Here is a 21,832-nt window from a genome sequence, read left to right on the forward strand (position 1 = left end):
CATTTTGATGGGGACGGAGTCTCCATCGGTATCAATCAACGGTGTTTACTGCATCGCCTTCAACGCTTCGTCGAACGCATTGACTTTTTTCATCGCTTCGAGGGAGAGTTTGTTGATCGCGTCCGGTGAAAGGTTGTATTTCATGACGATCTGATTCAACTTTTGGACATCGTTGTTTTCGATAACCCTCACCATGTTCAGAAGCCTACCATAGAGTCCGTCGGCTTCGAAGAGAGCGTTTTCTATCTCATCGGAGACATGCAGATGGTGGAGGATTTCTCTGGGGGGACGGTGGAAAATGAGATGGATAAGCGAGAGCATACCCACAAGATAGGCGGTCTCCTGCATCGATTTGCTGGCATCGGGTTTTATCAGTTTCAGCAGCCCTACCATCAGTTCTGTACGGTTGATGACCATCAGAACCAGCGGATGGTTACCATTGTCGCGCTGTGTCTCTTTTGCAAAAAGCATGACGAGCAGCCATTGGGAGAGCTGGTTGCGCCCCAGCAGCGTAATGAGATGGCGTATCGACGTGACAGTCTGCCGAAGGGAGAAAAAGGGGGAATTGATGAAACGGAGCAGCTGGAGCGTGATTGTGTGTTCTCTTTCGAAAGCTTCCACGAGTTCGTCGGTCGATGCATCGTTGCGTATCAGGTTCCACAGCAGCAAAATCGCGCCGGTTTCTGCGTGGATAGGATACTCTTCGAGCACTTCCGGCTGTTTGAAAAAGTAGCCCTGAAAATAGTCACACCCCATATCGAGCATGTTCTGGTGGGCCTCTCTCGTCTCGATTTTGGAGCAGATCGTCTTGATACCATGCGCTTTTGCTGTTTCGATGATCTTTTTGATCGTCGCTTCATCCAGGGCTTCATGGTCGATTTTGATGTAACTGATCAGATCGAGAATATGGGGCAGTCCGATCGTTTTGGGATCGTGCAGATCGTTGATAGCGAACGTATAGCCTTCCGCTTTGTAGTGCTCGAGAAGGCGGATCAGTTCGGGGTCGTGCATATCCTCTTCGAAAAGGGCGAATATGAGTCTCTCTTTCGGGAGGGCTTCGAGGAGTTTTCTCTTGAGGAAAAGAGGCGTGATTTTGATGATGCCGTAATGCAGGCCGATGACGTTGTCCACACCGATGACGTTGATCAGATTGTTGACGGCGGTCGCCGTCATCACAGTCCCTTTGTCTACATCTTCATCGGGTTTGTGTCCGCGAAAAAGTATTTCGTATCCAAAAAGACGATTGTTTCTGTCGACGATCGGCTGTCTCGCTATGTAAAATGCATCCATGATTACCTCTTCTTTTCCATTGTCGAGTTGATCTCTTCGATCCATTTTGAAGTGTTTCCCTGCCTCGTCTTTCTGTCACTCTGGGGTGTCTTGTGGGTTTTGGTCGGGAAAAAATATCCCAGAACCACCAGAACGAGCACAGCTGCCAGAAAGATGAGAAAAGCCTGCATCAGCGATAGCTTTTGACAAATTCGGCGATGCGCTCTATCCCTTTGCGTATCGTTTCGATGTCGGTCGCGAAGCTGAACCGGAAATAGCCGTCCGTTCCGAAACCGGCGCCCGGAACGACAGCGATACCCGCTTTTTCGAGCATCGCCTTGGCGAATTTCATCGAATCGGGTTCGATCGCCTTGTGGTTGACGAAGAGATAGAAAGCCCCTTTCGGTTTGATGACACAAAGCCCTTCGATTTCGTTGAAGAGGCGCGTCGCCTCCTCACAACGCGCTTCGAAAGCCTGACGCATCATTTCGATATCGGCGTCGGCGCTGCCGTCCAGTCCTTTGATCGCCGCCAGCTGCGTGATGGAGTTGATGTTCGATGTACTCTGGCTCTGGAGTTTTTTCATCGCTTTGACCAGTTCACGGTCGGCGCTCGCGCAATATCCGAAGCGCCATCCTGTCATCGCGACCGATTTGCTCAGTCCGTTGACGGTGACGGTTCTTTCGAACATGTCGTCGCTGACAGAGGCGGCAGCGGTGAAGGTGGTGCCTTCGTAGACAAGCTTTTCGTACATTTCATCGCTTGCGATCATGATATCGGTATCTTTCAGTACGTTCCCGATCGCCTCGAGTTCTTCTCGCGAATAGACCGAGCCGGTCGGATTGGAGGGGGATGTGAGAACGAGCATCTTCGTTTTGGGGGTAATGGCGGCCTCGAGCTGTTCGGGCGTGATTTTAAATGCTGTCGTATCGTCCGTTTCGATCGTGACCGGGATGCCTCCGCTGTATTTGACGAGTTCGGGATAGGTGACCCAGTAGGGTGCGGGTATGATCACTTCGTCTCCCGGATTGATGGTCGCCTGGAAAAGGTTGAAAAGCGACTGCTTCGCACCGTTGCTGGCGATCACCTGGTCGGTCGTGTAGTGCAGGCCGTTGTCGCGCCGCAACTTTTCGGCAATCGCCTCTTTGAGCTCCGGTATGCCATCCACCGGCGTATATTTCGTAAAACCCTCTTCGATCGCCCTGATTGCCGCATCTTTGATGACCTGGGGCGTGTCGAAATCGGGTTCTCCGGCGGAGAAACCCAGGACATCCTTTCCTTCACGTTTGAGTTGTTGTGCCAGTGAAGTGATCGCAATGGTAAGAGATTCCGAGAGTGTCTGAATTCTGTTGGAAAGCATCAATACCCTTTTTTTCTTTTCATTCTATCGAAAAATCGGGGAATGGAGACTTAAACAGAGAAAAACTGTATCTTCTCCTGCTTTCATTGTGTTGCAAGGAAGCGTGGAAGGGTCGCTTCGACCCTTTCGCAGAATCAGCGTTTTTCGGCTTCGCAGTTGGTATCGACGCTGCCGTCTTTGTTGAATTTCACAGTGACGCCGAACTGGTCGTCATCATCGTATTTGATGTAACGTACGCCATCAAGACAGAAGTAGGAGACATTGTCGACATCGATTTTGCCGGCTTCGATATCGGCCGCCTTGACTTGATGCTGCTTGTCGCTGCAGCCGCTGAACGCAAAAAGAAGCAGAGCGGCCGCTCCCAGAAGCAGAGTTTTTTTCATCGTGGATTCCTTTCTGCCGGTGTGGCTGACCTATTGTTTCATAGATTTGATAAAAGCTTTGTAAATTTCGTCCAGTTTCTTGTCTTCCTCGAGCAGCTCTTTGTGCTCGGGAGCGAGTATGTGTTCGATGACCGCGACCCGTTTGAGGAGGTATTCAAAAAGTTCTTTGTTGATGTCGGGAATCTTGTTGTGGCTGAGGGGGCTCTTGTCACGCCCTTTGGTGACCACTTTGGCCGGGATTCCGACTGCCGTCGATTCGGGCGGGACCGAGCGGACAACGACGGAGTTGGCACCGATTTTGGAGTCGTATCCAATCGTGATATTGCCGAGAACCTTCGCTCCCGCCCCGATGACGACGCCCCGTTCTATTGTGGGGTGGCGTTTGCCGGGATTGAGGGAGACACCGCCCAGGGTGACCCCCTGGTAGATCGTGACATCGTCACCCACGATAGCGGTTTCGCCAATAACGACGCCGATGCCGTGGTCGATGAAGACGCGCCGGCCGATCGTCGCGGCGGGGTGGATGTCGATATTGGTGATGAACTGGGAGATACCCATCCAGATGCGTGCGATCAGACGCAATCCTTTGCGATGGAACCAGTTGGCGATGCGGTAGTTGACGATGGCCCAAACACCGGGGTAGTTGAAGAAGAGCTCGAATTTCGAGTGTATGGCCGGATCGCGCCGGTAGACACTGTGAAAATCCTCCACAATGAGCCGATAGAGCGGTGGTGTCATCGTTTTTCTTCCCCTCGAATGGAACTATTCCGCAAAATTGATGGTTCTAAGATAACCATTTTCACTGAGATAGAGGTAAAGTTTGCCAAGTATTTCTTTGCGCTCATCTTCCTCTATTTTTTCGGAATCCTCGATCAATTGTCTGATGCGTCGTTCGACCTCTTTGGTATCGTAATCGATATCTTCGAGCACATCGAGGATATTCTGGGCCTCCAGAATCTTTTCGATGCGATAGGTGCCATCCTCTTCGAAACGTACGATCGCTTCGGTCGGATGGGTGAAGAGGTTGTGGCGCATGCCGAGAATCTCCTGATAGGCACCGACTTTGAAGAAACCCAGGAAGTACTCCTCTTTTTCGACATTCACATCGTGGAGATAGAGCGGATTGTCGATATTGAAGGCGATTTCCCCATCGCTGTCGCAGGTGATGTCCCACAAGCTGGCGGAGCGGGTGGGGGGCTGGTCGAGCCTGTCAAGAGGCATCAGGGGAAATGTCTGGCCGAGACCCCAGTAGTCGGGAAGCGACTGGAAAAGGGAGAAATTCACCAGGTAGCGCTCCTGCACCCGATCGAGTATGTCTTTGATCTCTTTGGACGGTTTGTCGCGCAGGAGTTCCAGCGCCTTCTTGATGATCAGGTGCACCAGTGTTTCGGTGTTGGCCCGGTCTGTCAGATCGATATAGCCCAGGTCGAAAAGTGTAAGAAGCGACTCCATATGATCGAGGGCGTCGTGAAGATACTCTCTGGCGTTTTTCGTCGATATGGAGCGGTAAAGGTCGTAGAGCTCCTGAACCAGCGGAGGATTGGTCTCTTTCAGACGCAGGATCTTTTCGCTGTACTCCTGGCTGAAGAGTTCGAGGACCGGCGCGACGAGGACGGCGTGATTGGCGGCCACGTAGCGCCCCGATTCGGTGAAGATGGTCGGTTCGCGCACCCCTTTGGCCTGGGATATCTCCTTAAGAAGGAATACCACGTCGTTGGTGAACTCTTCGAGGGTGTAGTTGCGGCTTGTCTGTGACTCCTGCTGGCTGTATTCGACGGCCAGCCCACCTCCTATGTTGATGGCGTGCAGGTTTTCGGCACCCAGTTTCCGCAGTTCGGCATAGATGTTTCCGGCTTCCCGGATCGCCTTTTTCAGCGGAGAGATGTGGTTCATCTGGGAACCGATATGGAAATGGATCATCGAAAGCCTGTCGGTGAGGTCGTGGGCTTTTAGCAGGTCCATCGCTTCGAGCAGTTCGGTGGATGTAAGGCCGAACTTTGAGCTGTACCCGCCGCTTTTGGCCCAGATGCCGATGCCGCCCGTGTGGAGTCGGATGCGCAGGCCGATTTTCGGTACGGGCGTGCCGAATCGCTTGGCCTCTTTGATGATCAGTTCCAGTTCGTTGATCCCTTCGATCGTCAGGGTGATGTTGTGCCCCATCTTCGCGGCGAGAAAGCCGATGCTTATGAGTTCCTGGTCCTTGAACCCGTTGACGGTGATCGGTTTGCCCAGGTTGGTATAGGCCATGGCGAGGATCAGCTCCCCCTTGCTCCCCGCTTCGAGGCCGTACTCCAGCTCCTTTGTCGCCTCCATCAGCGGAATGATGAAGCCCGGAAACTGGTTCACTTTCAGCGGAAAGACCGCCTTGAACTTTCCTCCGTAGCCGAACTCCCTCTTCGCCCGTTCGAAATGGGCGAAGAGATTGCGGACATTTTGGGCGGAAAGGTGGGGAAAACGGAGAAAAAGAGGTCCTTTGTATCCTTCATCGCGGAGTCTTTTTGTAATCTCCATCAAAGAGGGCTTGCAGCCGTGGTTGATTTTGACCACTCCATCCTCGACGACGAAGTTTCCTTCGCCCCAGATATGGATGCCGTAAATCTTTTTTGGATCATGCGAATCGGTCGACGGCAATGCGCTGCTCCTCTTTCTTCTCGAGGTCCTTGACCCAGATTTCTCCCGTTTTAAGTTCGTCTTCCCCGATAATGGCGCATTTTCTGACGCCCAGGCGGTCCGCGGCCTTGAGGTGCGCTTTGAGAGATTTTTTGTTATATTCGGCGAAGACCTTTTCGTTCTGTCTCATTTTGTGGGCCAGGTCGACGATGATATCGACGGCTTCGGGGACCATGACACCCAGATAGACACCCTCTCTTCCCTTTCTCGGGAGTTTCACCAGCTCGAGAATCCTTTCGATTCCAAGGGCGAATCCAACAGCCGGTGTCGGTTTGCCGCCGAGAAACTCGACCAGACGGTTGTAGCGCCCCCCGCCGGCGATGGCACTCTGGGCACCGATTTCATCGCTGACGAATTCGAAAGCGGTACGGGTGTAGTAGTCGAGTCCGCGGACGAGCTTGGGATCGAGCTCGAAAGGGAGATTGTGCGCTTCCAGAAGCCTGACGAGTGTGGAGAAATCGGCATCGCAGGTTTCACACAGTTTTTCGGTGATCAACGGCGCGTTTTCGAGCAGGGCCTGACAATTTTCGTTTTTACAGTCGAGAACCCGGATGGGATTGGTATCGATGCGACGCAGACAATCTTCACAGAGGCCGTCACTGATATCGTGGAGATGGCTGACAAGGTGCTCCCGGTAACCGGGCATGCACTCCGGACACCCCAGGGAGTTGATTTTGATTCGGTAGCCGATACCGAGGGCATCGAAGATATCCTTGATCATCAAAATGATATTGAAATCCTCGTAGACGCTCTCTTCACCGAAACTTTCGCATCCGAACTGGTGGAATTCCCTGAGGCGTCCTTTCTGCGGACGCTCGTAGCGGAACATCGGGCCGTGATAGTACATCCGGTGGATGCCTCCCTTTTTGTCCAACTTGTTCTGGATGAACATCCGGACCACACCGGCCGTTCCTTCCGGTCGCAGACAGACATCGTGGCCCCCTTTGTCTATGAACTGATACATCTCCTTGCCGACGATATCGCTGCTTTCGCCCACGCTCCGTTTGAAAAGTGCCGTCTCTTCCAGCAGCGGGGTTTCGATATATTCGTATCCGTACCGTTCGGCGATGTCGCCTGCCGTCTTCAGGATATGGGTAAAGGTTTCGTTTTCCGGTGCGATGATATCTTTCATTCCTCGAAGGGCTTGAATCATAGGCGTTCCTTGATAAATTGGGTGATAAGTCGGGTAATCGTATCAACAGACTGGGTGGCATCGACGACGAGCCGGTCAATTTCGAGCAGGTCGGTCAGCTCCTCCATGCACCGCTGCACCGCCATCATGTATTCGATGCCCCGCTTTTCGATCGTGTCGTGTTTTTTGTCAGAGAGTCTCTTCAGCAGACTCTCCTCGTCGATCGTCATCAAGACGACCGCATCGGGAACAAGATTCGCTGTCGCGTAGCGGTTGAGTTGTAGAAGCGTGTCGATGGCTATCTTCTCATGGACATGGGCGTAAGCGACGCCGGAGATGAAAGAGCGGTCGCTCAGAATCAGTCTGTCGTGGTTGGGACGGATCACACGTTCGGTGTGTTCGGCCCGGTCGGCCAGAAAGAGGAGCACCTCGCTGCGCGGGTGCAGATCGCCTTCTTCAAGAAGGATCGTGCGTATCTTTCTTCCCAGTGGCGTTCCTCCCGGCTCTTTGGTGACGAGTACATTGTCGAAAGCGCGTGCCACCCGTGCCACCTGGGTGCTTTTGCCGACCGTGTCGATCCCTTCGAAAGCGACATACATCTTTTAGGCTTCTTGCTTTCTGGCTGTTTCGACCATCCTGTTCACCTCGGGTGGCAGAAGATGGGCGCAGGATGCATCGTGTTTGAGGATCGACCGGACGACAGAGGAACTGATGAAGGCATTTTCAAGGCTCGGCATCAGGTAGACCGTTTCGATCTCGGGAGCTAGGGAAGCGTTGGCGTATCCCATCTGCAGTTCGTATTCGAAATCGCTGACGGCGCGCAGTCCGCGGATGATGATCGAAGAGTCCATCTGCCGGCAGAATTCCACCAGCAGGCTCGAAAATCCCTGGACCGAGACAGATTTCAGACCGCCGCACGCGGCTTTTGCCATGGCGATACGCTGATCGTGGGAAAACATCGGTCTCTTTTCACTCGATTCCGCCACGGCGACGATGATTTCGTCGAAAAGGTGCGTCGCCCGGATGATGATGTCGAGATGGCCGTTCGTGATGGGATCGAAAGTACCGGGGTAAATCACTTTTTTGTTTTTCATGCTTCCTCGTTTTTCCAACGTTTGAAAAGGGTGTTTTCGATGCCGAGCAGATCGAACCACTTCCCTACGATGAAACGCTCCATCTCCTCCACCGTTTCGTGATCGCTGTAATATCCGGCGATCGGGGGAGCCACGATGACGCCGAGGCGGGAGAGTTTGAGCATGTTTTCGAGCGCGATGGCGCTGAAAGGCATTTCACGCGGTGCAAGCAGGAGAGGTTTACGCTCCTTGATCATCACAGCGGCGGCGCGTGTCACCAGGTTGTCGGCGATGCCGCAGGCGATCTTCGCCAGCGTGTTCATGCTGCAGGGAGTGACAATCATGGCATCGATACGAAAGGATCCCGACGCCATGGGGGCGGAAATGTCGTCGTTTTGATAGATTCGGACACTTTCGTGTTCGATCACTTTACGGCCGTTGTCGGTGACGATCAGATAGGGGCTGACGTGGGCGGGAAGATACTCAAGGAGACGAAAGCCGAGCTGCACTCCGCTCGCTCCTGTAACGGCGACTGTCAGTTTCATCGAATTTCCACCTTTTTCTCTCCTGTCACGACGCCTCTGATCGACTTGCCATCCGATTTTTTAACGGTGACACTGTTGCCCATATAGCCGTTTTGCAACGCCGTTGCCTCGAATTCGATACGTACGTTTCCCTCTTGGTAGATGCAAAGGACCCTTTCGTCCTTTTTGACAGCCGGTATCGGCGCCACCATTCTGGCAGTGATGATTTTGTCTGCCGGGATTATCTGCCGTGCCATGTACCTGCCGCCTGAGAGGTCGGTTACCGGCGTGTCGTGCATCCTGACGAGCGGTATGTTTTCGTACCGCAGGCTGTTTAAGTCAATTATTCTATCTTTTTTTATTTGATGATTCGCTTTATAGACACCCAGCTGTGCATCGATACGAAATTGGAAAAAGTGGTTTTTTTTCCCGCACTTGACCACAAAGGTGCCGTGGTTTCTGCCCAGAGCGCCTTCAGAAAGCCGCAGTGTACATTTTTTCGAAAATTCGAAGGCACTGTATTTTAAACCGGTCGGTTTGACGGTGATGCTTTTGATCTCTATGGCGGGGTAGTGTCTTCTGAATTTTCCGGCGACCTCTTTTTCGAGTGCCGGGTAGCGGCCGATAAAGGAACGTTCGAATGTGATGATGCCGCTTTTGGGCAGTCGGACACGATGTCCCTCTTTTTCCAGAAGCGTTTTGATTTCATAGACGGGTATCTGCCAGCGGAAGCGCTCTTTTGGCAATCGTTTCAAGCAGTTATTATGCCCCTTCAGTCCGAAAGTCTCAGGGGTTATACAGTTGTTTCTAAGAGTATAGCGATCTTTTAGTTCAATAGTGTCGGAATATGAAAAAGCACCAAAAACAAGGAGAGAAAAAATGAATAAAATGGAGCGGGAGACGGGGGTCGAACCCGCGACCCCAACCTTGGCAAGGTTGTGCTCTACCACTGAGCTACTCCCGCGTGAAAAATGGTACCGAGGGCCGGACTCGAACCGGCACGGGCTAATGCCCACCAGATTTTGAGTCTGGCGTGTCTACCAGTTTCACCACCCCGGCTTCTGGTACCCTGAATAATCACGAGTGGAATTTTATTGACTGGCAGCTTAAACACCGATTAAAGGCAATCGGTGCTTCTCTTTTTCAGATTATTTCGCAACCGCTTCTTTCAGTTTTTTCCCTACTTTGAATTTGACGGCACGTGTAGCAGGAACGTCGACGACTCTGTCTGTACCCGGAACTTTCGCTTTTCTCGCAGCACGCTCAGCCGTAGTAAACGTACCGAAACCGATGAAACTTACACTCTTGCCTGCCGCAAGTGCTTCCGTGATTGTATCGATGGCAGCATCGAGGACCGCTTCGGTGTCTTTTTTAGACAATCCCGCTTTTTCGGCGACAGCTTGAACGAACTCGGCTTTTTTCATGGGGCTATCCTTATGTGAGATTTACACGGTCATTGTACAATGTTTTATTTCAAATTGCAAGAAATTACAGGGAAAAACTCAACTTAAATGCCATGATGCCGATATTTACTGCAACAAAAGCGGACTGGGAACCAAATTTGCTTCTTTGAAAGCAGGTTGATGCAAAGCCCCATGAAAGTGATCGTTCACGGCAGGCGAAGGAGCCAAAATGCGCATTACACAGAACAATTTTTACAACAGATTCGTCGCGGAGCAGCAAGGGATCAAACAGCAGCTCGATGCTTTGAGCCGGCAGATCTCCTCGGGTACGAAGATCAAATACGGGTACGAAGATCCGGCGGTCTTTGCCGACACGCTTCGACTCGATTACGAGGAACATTCGTTGACACAGGCGGTCAGTGTCGCGACCGATGCGCAGAATTTCGCCGACAATACCGACAGTGTGATGTTTCAGTTCAGCGATGCGCTCACCCGTTTCAAGACGCTGCTGATTCAGGCGGCCAACGGTTCCAACGCCGAGAGTAACTACTACGCCATCAGCAACGAGCTCAAGTCGCTCAAGGAACATCTCGTCAATCTGGGCAACAGTTCCATCAACGGACGCTTTCTCTTTTCCGGCAGCAAGCTGGATGTCAAACCGCTCGATAAAAATGGCCACTATCACGGCAACGGGGAGGAACTCAAAGCGGTTGTCGGAGCCGGTGTGGAAGTGCCCTACAACATTCCAGGAGAAGATCTTTTTTTGGGCGAAGACGCCAATGTGCACCGTGTGGTAACGACCAACATCCCTCTTCTGAAAGCGAACGGAAACGACCCCGTCACGCTCGATACGACCCTTCAGGAGGTGACGGGCAATGCCAACAGTTTTACATTCACCGTACAGGGACGAAAAAGCGACGGAACGATCGTTTCGAGCAGTTTCTCATTGAATCCGGCTCAGACTGTCAAAGACCTGCTGGACAAAATAGCCGAACAGTACAGCAACGACACTGTCGATGTCGGACTGGTCAACGGGTACATTCATGTCAGAGACAAATTGAAAGGAAACAGCCTGTTTGATTTCCATATATATGGTACGGATGGCACCGAGGACATAGATTTTATAAAAACTCCCGGCACGGCATCCGGTACGTATGACGGTGTACCGTTTGAAAAAACGGGAGAATATACCTTCAGGGGAAATATGGGACAGTTTTTGCTCTCCAACGGTTCTGTGGCTAAGGGGTCCAACAGACTTCAGGAGACGACGGCTGTCGATCTAAGCGGCGGAAGAACGTTGAATATCGCCATCAACGGAACCGATCCTGCCGCAGCCTTTGGCATTGACGAAACCACTTCCTACCAGCAACTGATCGACGAATTGAAGTCCCAGGTATCGGCGGTAACGGGCAATGACGCTGCCGTATGGATCGATAGAAACGGGAAACTGAATATCCAATCGGAGGGACTCGACAGTTTTGCCCTTTATGACGCCAATGCACCCTCGCTGCTTTTCAACACCAACGACGCGTTGACCGTGGACGACCCGAAACACGATCTTTTCGCTTCCCTCGGCGAAGCGATCGAAGCGGTGGAGAACGGTCTGCTCTATCCCGACGGCAGCAACGATGCGCTGGCGAGAAATCCCGGTATCGAAAATGCACTCGAGCGCATCGATCACGTGCTGGACCATGTCGAAAAGGAGCATACGAAAATCGGTGCCATGTCCAACAGCCTCAAATATGCCGTCGAGCGAAGCGAGACGCTGCGTATCAATGTCCAGACCCTTCGGTCCGATGTACTCGACACCGATATCGGTGAAGCGACGGTACGGTTGAACCAGCTCAGCCTCAATTTTCAGGCGATGATGGCCTCCATCGCCAAAGTGCAGAATCTCTCTTTGGTTAATTACATTTAATCGTCTTGCAATGAATTCGAAGGATGAGATATAATCTTTCTTCGAATTCGACAAGAAGGAACGGACAATTTTTAAAACAGCTTTTCTCCTCACCATCGCAATTCTTTTTATCTACGGAACCATCGCGACATTTTTTCCCCAGAGTGCCATGGTGGGTACACTCGGCACACTTGTCGGAACGCACAACCTGGAGCTTTTCGGGTACCTCGGCTATGTCGATTTCATCTTTCTTCTCTATCCTCTCTACCGACTCTACAAACTTCGCAGTATCGATGATTTCGAAATAGAGAGTTTCGCCGCATGGACTCTTTTTCTCTTTTCGCTGCTGATTCTCCAGGCGCTGGTGGCGGCATCTGCGATGCGGGGATGGGTAGGGGCGTCCATCGTCGATTTTCTTCATCCGTTTATTGGAGATGCGGGAGTCTGGCTTTTCTGGCTGATGACCCTGACACTCTCGGGTGTGATTCTGTGGGGAGAGAAGATTCACTGGAAACTCTCCGACATCCGGGAGATGTTGGCGTCCAAACCGAAAGAGCCGGATGTCGGGCTGGCCGAAACCCCGCGCAAAAAAGCGGAGAGAAAGCCAAAAGCCGCGGCGAAAAAAGAGGTGTCCGAAACCATGGTTTCTGCCGAAGTGACAGAGCAGGAGAGACCGCCGTTTGAAGAGGCATCCGACGAAGAGACCCCGCAGGAGAAAGAGGATGAGCAGCCACCGCGTTCCAACCCGGACCATGCGTCGGTCGAAATCGTCCACGAAATCGAGGAGAACAAGAGACTTCTCGAACAGATCGAACTGGGAGAGAAAGAACAGACAAAACCGAAAAATTTCAAGCTTCCCAAAATCGATTTTCTTCAGAAACCGCCCAAAAGAGGCAAAGAGGTGAACGAAGCGGAGATCGACACGAAGATCAGCGATCTGCTGGAGAAGCTGGCCAAGTTCAAAATCGAGGGAGACGTGGTGCGCACCTATGCCGGGCCGGTCGTGACCACTTTCGAATTCAAGCCGGCCGCACACATCAAAGTCTCGAAAATTTTGAACCTGCAGGATGATCTGGCGATGGCGCTGCGGGCGCAGACCATCCGCATACAGGCACCGGTACCGGGAAAAGATGTGGTCGGTATCGAAATTCCCAACAAAGAGGTCGAAACGATCTATCTAAGAGAGATTCTCGAAGACAATATCTTCAAAAAGTCGAAATCGCCCCTGACGATCGCTCTGGGCAAGGATATCGTAGGAAAACCTTTTGTCACCGATCTGAAAAAACTTCCCCATCTGCTGATCGCTGGAACGACAGGAAGTGGAAAGAGTGTCGGGATCAACGCGATGATTTTGAGCCTTCTTTACCGCAATTCGCCCGATCAACTGAAACTGATGATGATCGATCCGAAAATGCTGGAGTTTTCGATTTACAATGACATTCCCCATCTTCTAACGCCGGTCATCACCCAGCCGAAGAAGGCGATCACGGCACTTTCGAACATGGTCACGGAGATGGAACGGCGCTACCAATTGATGAGCCAGACCCGCACCAAAAATATCGAAACCTACAACGAAAAGGCAAAGAGAGAGAAGAGGGAGGCGTTGCCCTACATCGTCGTCATTATCGACGAACTGGCGGACCTGATGATGACAGGCGGCAAGGATGTCGAGTTTTCGATCGCCCGTCTGGCGCAGATGGCGCGGGCCAGCGGCATCCATCTCATCGTCGCGACACAGCGTCCCAGCGTCGACGTCGTCACGGGTCTCATCAAAGCGAATCTTCCATCGCGCATCAGTTACAAAGTGGGACAGAAGATCGACTCCAAGGTGATCCTCGATTCCCTGGGAGCAGAATCGCTCCTCGGACGCGGCGACATGCTCTTCACTCCTCCCGGCGGAGGCGGGCTTATCCGGCTGCACGCTCCCTGGAGCAGCGAACAGGAGATTGAAACCATCGTTGAGTATCTCAAAGCGCAGCGGCTCGCGGAGTACGACGAGCATTTCCTTATGGAGAGCGACGCGGAGGGCGGCGCGCTGCCCGGCGGCGGGACGGTGGACGATATCGATCCCCTCTTCGAAGAGGCGAAACAGATCGTTCTAACGGACAGAAAAACGAGTATCAGCTATCTGCAACGCCGTCTTCAGATAGGTTACAACCGTGCGGCACGCATTGTCGAACAGCTTGAGAGCATGGGTGTCGTATCGGCGCCCAATGCGAAGGGAAACAGGGAAATTCTCGAGGGGTAAACCGAATCTCTTCAAAATCTCTCTGGCATACCACGTTACCATTCAACACACAGTAGAAATTTGTATGTTACCAATCGTTACACAGTGGCGAAGATTACGGAACTCTTTGTTAAAATAGATCGATACATACCATAATGAAGGAGAAAGAATGGGTTTTATGGCCGATTATGAAAAGCATGTGAAAGAGCGCGAAGCGCTGGGCGTTCCTCCGCTTCCGCTGAACGCAGAGCAGACGGCACAGGTTATCGAACTTCTCAAAGAGATTCCGATCGTGGAGGAGGAGAAGCTTCTGGATCTTCTCGAAAACCGTGTGCCGCCGGGCGTTGATGATGCCGCTTATGTCAAAGCGGCGTTTCTGAACGATATCGTACAGGGCAAAGCGGAAACGGCCGCGATCTCTCCGCTGCGTACCGTCAGGATGCTGGGCATGATGCTGGGCGGCTTCAATGTCAAGCCTCTGGTCGATGCCTTGAGCCACAAAGATCCCCAAATCGCCCAGGAAGCGGCGAACCAACTGAAAAACACCCTCCTCGTTTATGATGCGTTCAACGATGTGAAAGAGCTTGCCGACCAGGGCAACCGATATGCCAAGGAAGTCCTGGAGAGCTGGGCGAACGCCGAATGGTTCCTGAATCGTCCGGAACTTCCGGAAGAGATCACCGTTACGGTCTTCAAGGTCCCCGGTGAAACCAATACCGACGACCTCTCTCCGGCCAGCGAAGCTTTTACCCGCAGCGACATTCCCCTCCATGCCAACAGCATGCTCACCGCGAAGATGGAGGATCCGATCGGTACGATCAAAAAGCTGAAAGAGAAGGGGCATCCGGTGGCCTATGTCGGCGACGTTGTCGGTACGGGGTCCTCCCGAAAATCGGGTATCAACTCGGTCCAGTGGCACCTGGGCGAAGATATTCCGGGTGTGCCCAACAAACGCACGGGCGGCGTGATCATCGGCGGCATCATCGCACCGATCTTCTTCAACACGGCCGAAGACTCCGGAGCCCTGCCGATCGAAGCGCCGGTCGAGAAACTGGAGACGGGCGACGTCATTACGATCAAACCCTACGAAGGAAAGATCTACAAAAACGGCGAAGTGGTCAGCGAGTTCAAGCTCAAACCCAACACGCTTCCGGACGAATACCGTGCAGGCGGCCGGATTCCGCTCATCATCGGCCGCAATCTGACACGCAAGGCGCGTGAAGTCCTGGGGATGGGTGAAGAGAACATCTTTGCGCGACCCGAACAGCCGGAAGGCAAAGAGGGCGTCGGTTATACGCTGGCACAGAAAATGGTGGGCAAAGCGTGCGGCATGGAAGGTGTCCGCCCCGGTATGTATGTCGAGCCGGAAGTCTCCACCGTGGGCAGCCAGGATACGACAGGACCGATGACGCGCGACGAGATCAAAGAACTGGCGGCCCTCAGTTTCGGTGCCGATCTTGTCATGCAGTCTTTCTGCCATACGGCCGCCTATCCGAAGCCGTCGGATGTGCAGTTGCAGCACACGCTTCCGCCCTTCTGGACCAGCCGGGGCGGCGTCATTCTGCGACCCGGCGACGGGGTCATCCACAGCTGGCTCAACCGCATGGTGCTTCCCGACACGGTCGGCACCGGCGGTGACAGCCATACACGTTTCCCGATCGGTATCAGCTTTCCGGCAGGTTCCGGTCTGGTTGCTTTCGCGGCGGTCACCGGCACGATGCCGCTGAACATGCCTGAATCGGTACTGGTCCGCTTCAAGGGAGAACTGCAGCCGGGAATCACGCTCCGTGACCTGGTCAACGCGATTCCCTACTTCGCGATCAAGCAGGGATTGCTGACCGTCGAGAAGAAAGGCAAGAAGAACATCTTCGCCGGCCGTGTGCTGGAGATCGAAGGGCTTCCCTTCCTCAAATGCGAGCAGGCTTTCGAACTCTCCGACGCATCGGCGGAACGAAGCGCGGCTGCCTGTACCGTCAAACTCGACAAAGAGCCCGTCATCGAGTACATCAACTCCAACATCAAGCTTCTCGAAGCGATGATCGACCAGGGATACGAAGACAAGCGCACCATTCAGCGTCGTATCGACAACATGAAGAAATGGCTCGAAAACCCGACGCTGATGGAGGCGGACGAAAACGCCGAATATGCCGCTGTCATTGAGATCGACCTGAACGAAGTGACCGAACCGATCGTCGCTTGTCCGAACGACCCGGACGATGTGGCGACACTGAGCGAAGTACTCGCCGATCCGAATCGTCCTCACAAGATCGAAGAGGTCTTCGTGGGTTCGTGCATGACCAACATCGGCCTCTTCCGCGCGCTCGGAGAGGTGCTCAAAGGCAAAGGCCAGGTGCCTACCCGCCTCTGGATCGCACCGCCGACCAAAATGGACGAGAAACAGCTCATCGAAGAGGGCTACTACGCCATCTTCGGTCAGGCGGGTGCGCGCACGGAGATCCCGGGATGTTCGCTCTGTATGGGCAACCAGGCCCGTGTACGCGACAACGCCATCGTCTTCTCCACGTCGACGCGCAATTTCGACAACCGGCTCGGCAAAGGAGCCCAGGTCTATCTGGGTTCCGCGGAACTGGCGGCGGTCTGTGCGATTCTCGGACGCATTCCGACCAAAGAGGAGTACCTCGAGATCGTGCCCCAGGCGATCGCCGGCAAAGAGGAAGACGTCTACAAATATCTCAGCTTCGACAAAGTTGACAGGGAAACCCTCGAATACATGGTCGGCTGATACCCTGTTTGGCCGGGATACCTTCCCGGCCAAACCTTTTTTTCTTCTCGATACGCTACAATACCCCTATGAAAACAGTTCTTTTGATGCTCTCACTTGCATTGGCTCTTTGTGCCGGAGAGCTTCACATTGACCATCTGGAAACCACTGTTTTGGAGAAAAAGAGCGGAAAACCCGTCAACGTGGAACTCTCCATCGTGCTTCAGGGGCGCGATATCCAACAAAGCGAGGTGGCGTTGATGGATGTGATTCAGACGGCCGTTGGGAGTTTTTGGGCCGAAACACTTGTGACGTCACGGGGCAAGGCGCAATTCAAAAAGATGGTGGTCGAACTGGCCGACAGGCAGTACGGCATTGAAATCGATTTCGTCTATATACAGAATATACGCATCGAGACCGACACGCTTGAAAAGTGTCTCGAACTGATCAGAAAGATACCCCGTTAAAATCTTCCGTCGATAATGTCGTAATCTTCGGGGATATCGCATTCAAGAAGCGAATCGTCGATTTTGGAAGTATCGACACGGCTGAATTTGAGGGTGACACGATTACCCAGCTCATCCGTATATCCGACAGAGTTGAGATGTTTTCCGCCGTCGACATATATGTCGTAGGCGACACCGTTGTAGTGGGCGATATAGTGGGTTTTATCGATGTTCTTCGCATGTTCGAGAATGGCAAGCAGGGGAATGGTTCTGTCGAGACGATAGAGAGTGGCCTGTTCCAGTTCGGGTTCGATAACCCAGGCACGGTTGCCCTGTAGACAGATCGTTTTTTTCACCGGAGTTTCGTAAATCCATTTCGCCCGGTCGGGGACCTTGACGGCGACATGGCCGCTGTAACGGAGTGTCCGGTTGTTCTCGCTGTTGAGAACGGTCTGGTTGAAATCGGCACGCATCTGTTCGGGGACCGGCAGTGCGGCAAAGAGGGCGGTCGAGAGGGCTATGGCGGCAAATATTCTGTTCATGGGACGATTTTATAAAAAGCTGTGTGAATATGTGATAAAATTATACGCTTAATAATCCGCTACAAATTTTTTGCAGATTGTCCCACTACTCAATGAAGGTAAACAAGAATGATTAAATCGGTTTTTCGTGCCATAGTCGGAACGGCCAACGACAGGGAGCTGAAAAAGTACGCCAAAAAAGTCAAAAAGATAAACGCCCTGGAACCCAAATACGAAAAGATGGATGACGAGGAGCTCAAAAGGGCGTTCAACACTCTGAAAGAGAAGGTAGTGGCGGCAGACGCCACCTTGGATGATGTTCTTTTCGACTCGTTTGCCATTACGCGGGAAGCGGCGAAACGCACTCTCGGCATGCGGCACTTCGATGTCCAGCTCATCGGAGGCATGGTTCTCCACGACAACAAAATCGCCGAAATGAAGACCGGCGAGGGTAAAACACTTGTCGCCACGCTGCCCGTGGTACTCAATGCGATGCTCGGACGCGGCGTCCATGTCGTCACGGTTAACGACTACCTCGCCAAACGGGATGCGACGGAGATGGGAAAGATTTACAATTTCCTGGGATATTCCGTCGGTACGATCACGGCGGATATACCCGATGACGCGACCCGCAAAGCGCAGTACGATGCCGATATCACCTACGGTACCAACAACGAATTCGGGTTCGATTATCTGCGTGACAACATGAAATACTCCCTGGAGGAGATGGTGCAGCGTGACCACTACTACGCGATTGTGGACGAGGTCGATTCGATCCTGATCGACGAGGCACGCACACCGCTGATCATCTCGGGTCCCACCAAGAGCAAACTGGATAACTACATGCGGGCCGACAAGGTGGCGAGGCAGATGGTGCGGGACGAGGATTTCACGGTCGATGAAAAAAATCGGGTCATACTCGTAACCGAAAAAGGGATCGAAAAAGCCGAGAAACTTTTCGGTGTCGACAATCTCTACGCGATGGAGAATGCCATTCTCGCTCACCATCTCGACCAGGCGCTCAAGGCGCACCACCTTTTCGAAAGGGATGTGGATTATGTGGTCAAAGATGGGGAGATCGTCATTGTCGACGAATTCACGGGACGCTTGAGCGAAGGGCGCCGCTTCAGCGAAGGGCTGCATCAGGCGCTGGAAGCCAAAGAGGGTGTGGAGATCAAGGAGGAATCCCAGACATTGGCGGACATCACTTTCCAGAATTATTTCCGTATGTATGAGAAACTGGCGGGTATGACGGGTACGGCACAGACGGAAGCGACGGAATTCGCCGAGATTTACGGACTCGATGTTATCTCCATTCCGACCAATGTGCCGGTGATTCGCAAAGATATGCCCGACCTGATCTACAAAACGGAAAAAGAGAAATTTGATGCCGTCCTCCGGGATATCAGGGAACGCAACAAAAAAGGGCAGCCGATCCTGGTCGGTACGGCATCGATCGAAAAGTCGGAAGTGCTCCACGAACTGCTCAAAAAAGAGAAGATTCCGCACAACGTGCTCAATGCCAAAAACCACGAACACGAAGCGGAAATCATCAAAGACGCCGGCAAAAAAGGGGCGGTCACCATCGCGACCAATATGGCAGGACGCGGTGTCGATATCAAGATCGACGACGAGGTGCGCGAACTCGGCGGCCTTTACATTATCGGTACGGAACGCCACGAGAGCCGTCGGATCGACAATCAGCTTCGGGGACGCTCCGGTCGCCAGGGAGATCCGGGCGAGAGCCGCTTCTACCTGAGCCTCGAAGATCACCTGCTGCGTATTTTCGGCAGTGAACGCATCAAAACCATCATGGAGAAGATGGGTGTCGAAGAGGGCGAGTATATCGAATCGAAGATGGTGACCCGTGCCGTCGAGAAGGCGCAGAAGAAGGTCGAAAACCTCCATTTCGAGTCGCGTAAACACCTCCTTGAATACGACGATGTCGCCAACGAACAGCGCAAGCTGGTCTACAAGTTCCGCCACGAACTTCTCAATCCCGAATTCAATATTTCCGAGAAAATCGATACGGTAAGAGAGGAGTATCTCGACAATCTGATGATGGATTGCGGTATATTCGACGGTGCCCCACGGGAGGATTTCGATCTGGAGAGATTGCGTCTGAAGCTTCTTGAAGAGCTGGGTGAAGCCTTCGAACCCTCCGAACTGGAAGGCAAAGAGTATCACGACCTCAGAGAATTTCTGCTCGAAGAGCTCAAGAGGCGTTACGAAGAGAAGATGGCCGCCATTCATCCCGAACAGCGCAACGAGATCGAACGAATCATTTATCTGCAGGTGCTCGACAACGCCTGGCGCGACCATCTTTACCAAATGGATATCCTTAAAACCGGTATCGGACTGCGGGGTTACAATCAGAAGGATCCGCTGGTCGAATACAAAAAAGAGAGCTACAATCTCTTTACCGAACTGGTCGAATCAATCAAGTTCGAAGCACTCAAAACCCTCTATCTCATCCAATTCAAAAGCGAAGAGGAGCTGGCCGAAGAGCAGGCGGCCATCGAGCGGATGCGGGAGCAGATGGAAGCGGAAATGGATAACTTCTCGACCAACAAGGAGGAAGAGCTCGCTCCCCTGGCAGGCAAAAAGAAACCGGCCCGCAACGAACCGTGCCCCTGCGGAAGCGGCAAGAAGTACAAACACTGCTGTGGCAGAAGCGGCCCGAAAAAAGGCGCTTTGGCAAAAAATTCCTGATGAAATTTCAAAAATCGTGAAACAGAAAGCAAAAATGCGGAAAAAAAGAGTGCGCTTGCCATCGTCTGTTTCCGGTTCCCGTTTTTCCATTCACGAAAGGTAAATCGTGAATAAACGTTTCGTCAATACGATGGTACGGCGCTATCTGCGCTTTGACAGAGAGCATCCTTTTATATTTCTCTCGGCAATTCTCGCTTTTCTCGGTATCATGATCGGTGTGACCGTCCTTATCATTGCCATGGCGATCATGAACGGAATGGAGAAGGAGTTCGAAAAACGGCTCTTCGTGATGAACTACCCTCTGACTGTCTATCCGAAACTTCGAAACGCCATCGACGACGCTCTCGTTACAGCTTTGGAAGACAAGTTTCCCGATCTGTCGTTTAGTCCCTATATGCAGACACAGGTAATGGTCCGCAAAGGCGGGACCCTGAAGGGGGGATTGATGTTCGGTATCGATCCGGAGCGGGAAAAGGTCGTCAACGAGGTTTTCGCAAAAGCCTATGCCAAACCTTTCGGAAAATATGGCGTCGTTATCGGCAAACCATTGGCGGAACATCTTCGGCTGGATATCGGCGACAAGATCATGTTCATTTTTTCGACACTTCGGCCCGCCGGTCTTACACTGATGCCCCTTTCCAAACGTTTCACGATCGAGGGACTTTTCAGGTCGGGACTCAACGCCTACGACGAGAGCTACTATTATACCTCGTTTCGGACATTTGAAAAGATATTGGGCCGAAAACCCGGCCACTACGACGGTATCCATATCGAATCGCATCATCCCATGAAAGATATTGAGACGATCAAAGAGGAGCTGCCCGGGTCCGTGGGTATCATCGGCTGGTGGCAGCAAAACGGCAACTTCTTCACTGCGATGCAGATGGAAAAACACGCCCTTTTCATCGTGTTGATGCTCATTATTCTCATCGCTTCGCTCAACATCGTCAGTTCACTGTTGATGACGGTGATGAACCGTCGCAGCGAGGTGGCGCTTCTACTTTCACTAGGCGCATCGAAACGGGAGATCATGCAGATTTTTTTCAGACTCGGTCTTATCATCGGACTGGGCGGCGTATTCTTCGGCGCACTGCTGGGCCTGGTCGGCGTGGAACTGCTGAGTCACTTCGATATCGTATCCCTTCCCGAAGATGTCTATGGCACCAGCCGCCTGCCGTTGGATTTGGATGCCGTCGATTTCGTGAGTATCCTTGTGGGTGCTTTTTTAATTACACTCTTCTCATCCCTCTACCCGGCGAAGAAGGCCTCGCAAGTAGATCCGCTCAAAGTTCTCAGGAACGAATAGTTTTATTTTACTCTCTTGTAAACTTTCTCTGATATACCCGTATCAGCGAAATCCATCTGCCGGTACCTCTTTAAAGATTTCTTTTAAAACGGATAAATAAACATTTAATGTAATATAGTTATAATCTTTAACGAAATGAATTCTGTGATCTCATCATAGATTACAACAACTCCAGGTTTGAAGTTTC

The 21,832-nt window shown here is 52.4% G+C and carries 19 protein-coding genes and 2 tRNA genes; 6 read left to right on the forward strand and 15 right to left on the reverse strand.

Features of this window, described 5'->3' with window-relative positions; all coding sequences use genetic code 11:
• Window positions 1-45 precede the first annotated feature (45 nt).
• The 14 genes from JMG82_RS00105 to JMG82_RS00170 all read right to left on the reverse strand — a co-directional run bounded on the left by JMG82_RS00105 (window position 46) and on the right by JMG82_RS00170 (window position 9,835).
• Window positions 46-1,290: an EAL and HDOD domain-containing protein gene (locus tag JMG82_RS00105; RefSeq protein WP_201352917.1), complete on the reverse strand. Its 1,245-nt coding sequence runs from the start codon at window positions 1,288-1,290 to the stop codon at window positions 46-48.
• 2 nt (window positions 1,291-1,292) lie between these two features.
• A complete protein-coding gene (locus tag JMG82_RS00110) occupies window positions 1,293-1,460 on the reverse strand; it encodes a hypothetical protein (RefSeq protein WP_201352918.1) in 168 nt (55 codons plus the stop codon).
• Window positions 1,460-2,629, reverse strand: a complete 1,170-nt coding sequence (locus JMG82_RS00115; RefSeq protein ID WP_283242316.1) for a pyridoxal phosphate-dependent aminotransferase — start codon at window positions 2,627-2,629, stop codon at window positions 1,460-1,462. The genes JMG82_RS00110 and JMG82_RS00115 overlap by 1 nt, the downstream gene beginning before the upstream one ends.
• A 134-nt stretch (window positions 2,630-2,763) precedes the next feature.
• Window positions 2,764-3,012: a hypothetical protein gene (locus JMG82_RS00120; protein WP_201352920.1), complete on the reverse strand. Its 249-nt coding sequence runs from the start codon at window positions 3,010-3,012 to the stop codon at window positions 2,764-2,766.
• 30 nt (window positions 3,013-3,042) lie between these two features.
• Window positions 3,043-3,750 (reverse strand): serine O-acetyltransferase, encoded by a 708-nt coding sequence (gene cysE / locus JMG82_RS00125; RefSeq protein WP_201352921.1) that lies wholly within the window; start codon window positions 3,748-3,750, stop codon window positions 3,043-3,045.
• A 24-nt stretch (window positions 3,751-3,774) separates the two neighbouring features.
• Entirely contained in the window at window positions 3,775-5,643 is a 1,869-nt protein-coding gene (gene speA, locus JMG82_RS00130) for a biosynthetic arginine decarboxylase (RefSeq protein ID WP_201352922.1), read from the reverse strand.
• A complete protein-coding gene (gene hisS / locus JMG82_RS00135; RefSeq protein ID WP_201352923.1) occupies window positions 5,621-6,835 on the reverse strand; it encodes a histidine--tRNA ligase in 1,215 nt (404 codons plus the stop codon). The genes speA and hisS overlap by 23 nt, the downstream gene beginning before the upstream one ends.
• Window positions 6,832-7,413 carry a dTMP kinase gene (tmk, locus tag JMG82_RS00140; RefSeq protein ID WP_201352924.1) on the reverse strand — a complete coding sequence of 194 codons (582 nt, stop codon included), beginning with the start codon at window positions 7,411-7,413 and terminating at the stop codon, window positions 6,832-6,834. Before tmk ends, hisS begins: the two co-directional genes overlap by 4 nt.
• Before the next feature lie 3 nt (window positions 7,414-7,416).
• Window positions 7,417-7,908, reverse strand: a complete 492-nt coding sequence (coaD, locus tag JMG82_RS00145) for a pantetheine-phosphate adenylyltransferase (protein WP_201352925.1) — start codon at window positions 7,906-7,908, stop codon at window positions 7,417-7,419.
• Entirely contained in the window at window positions 7,905-8,432 is a 528-nt protein-coding gene (locus JMG82_RS00150; RefSeq protein WP_201352926.1) for a UbiX family flavin prenyltransferase, read from the reverse strand. The genes coaD and JMG82_RS00150 overlap by 4 nt, the downstream gene beginning before the upstream one ends.
• Window positions 8,429-9,166 (reverse strand): flagellar basal body P-ring formation chaperone FlgA, encoded by a 738-nt coding sequence (gene flgA / locus JMG82_RS00155; RefSeq protein WP_201352927.1) that lies wholly within the window; start codon window positions 9,164-9,166, stop codon window positions 8,429-8,431. The genes JMG82_RS00150 and flgA overlap by 4 nt, the downstream gene beginning before the upstream one ends.
• A 134-nt stretch (window positions 9,167-9,300) precedes the next feature.
• Window positions 9,301-9,375: transfer RNA gene (locus JMG82_RS00160), tRNA-Gly, on the reverse strand.
• An 8-nt stretch (window positions 9,376-9,383) separates the two neighbouring features.
• Window positions 9,384-9,470, reverse strand: a tRNA-Leu gene (locus tag JMG82_RS00165).
• Window positions 9,471-9,559: 89 nt separating this feature from the next.
• Window positions 9,560-9,835 carry an HU family DNA-binding protein gene (locus tag JMG82_RS00170; RefSeq protein ID WP_201352928.1) on the reverse strand — a complete coding sequence of 92 codons (276 nt, stop codon included), beginning with the start codon at window positions 9,833-9,835 and terminating at the stop codon, window positions 9,560-9,562.
• A 208-nt stretch (window positions 9,836-10,043) separates the two neighbouring features.
• Here JMG82_RS00170 and flgL point away from each other — a divergent pair, with 208 nt between their 5' ends.
• From flgL to JMG82_RS00190, 4 genes are all read left to right on the forward strand, one after another.
• Window positions 10,044-11,732: a flagellar hook-associated protein FlgL gene (gene flgL / locus JMG82_RS00175; protein ID WP_201352929.1), complete on the forward strand. Its 1,689-nt coding sequence runs from the start codon at window positions 10,044-10,046 to the stop codon at window positions 11,730-11,732.
• A gap of 148 nt (window positions 11,733-11,880) precedes the next feature.
• On the forward strand, window positions 11,881-13,959 hold the full coding sequence (locus JMG82_RS00180) for an FtsK/SpoIIIE family DNA translocase (protein ID WP_201352930.1): 2,079 nt from the start codon (window positions 11,881-11,883) through the stop codon (window positions 13,957-13,959).
• Window positions 13,960-14,107: 148 nt separating this feature from the next.
• Window positions 14,108-16,681 carry a bifunctional aconitate hydratase 2/2-methylisocitrate dehydratase gene (acnB, locus tag JMG82_RS00185; RefSeq protein ID WP_201352931.1) on the forward strand — a complete coding sequence of 858 codons (2,574 nt, stop codon included), beginning with the start codon at window positions 14,108-14,110 and terminating at the stop codon, window positions 16,679-16,681.
• A 68-nt stretch (window positions 16,682-16,749) separates the two neighbouring features.
• Complete coding sequence (locus JMG82_RS00190) at window positions 16,750-17,127, forward strand: hypothetical protein (protein ID WP_201352932.1); 378 nt, start codon at window positions 16,750-16,752, stop codon at window positions 17,125-17,127.
• Here JMG82_RS00190 and lolA read toward each other — a convergent pair.
• Window positions 17,124-17,648: a LolA-like outer membrane lipoprotein chaperone gene (gene lolA / locus JMG82_RS00195; RefSeq protein WP_201352933.1), complete on the reverse strand. Its 525-nt coding sequence runs from the start codon at window positions 17,646-17,648 to the stop codon at window positions 17,124-17,126. The two genes, JMG82_RS00190 and lolA, sit on opposite strands and share 4 nt — an antisense overlap.
• A gap of 108 nt (window positions 17,649-17,756) precedes the next feature.
• Between lolA and secA the strand changes: the two genes are divergently transcribed.
• Both secA and JMG82_RS00205 read left to right on the forward strand, forming a co-directional pair.
• Window positions 17,757-20,339, forward strand: coding sequence for a preprotein translocase subunit SecA (secA, locus tag JMG82_RS00200; RefSeq protein WP_201352934.1), 2,583 nt, complete (start codon window positions 17,757-17,759; stop codon window positions 20,337-20,339).
• A gap of 106 nt (window positions 20,340-20,445) precedes the next feature.
• Window positions 20,446-21,645, forward strand: coding sequence for an ABC transporter permease (locus JMG82_RS00205; RefSeq protein ID WP_201352935.1), 1,200 nt, complete (start codon window positions 20,446-20,448; stop codon window positions 21,643-21,645).
• Window positions 21,646-21,832 lie beyond the last annotated feature (187 nt).

The sequence above is a fragment of the Hydrogenimonas urashimensis genome, from assembly GCF_016593255.1.
In the GTDB taxonomy this organism is placed as follows: domain Bacteria; phylum Campylobacterota; class Campylobacteria; order Campylobacterales; family Hydrogenimonadaceae; genus Hydrogenimonas; species Hydrogenimonas urashimensis.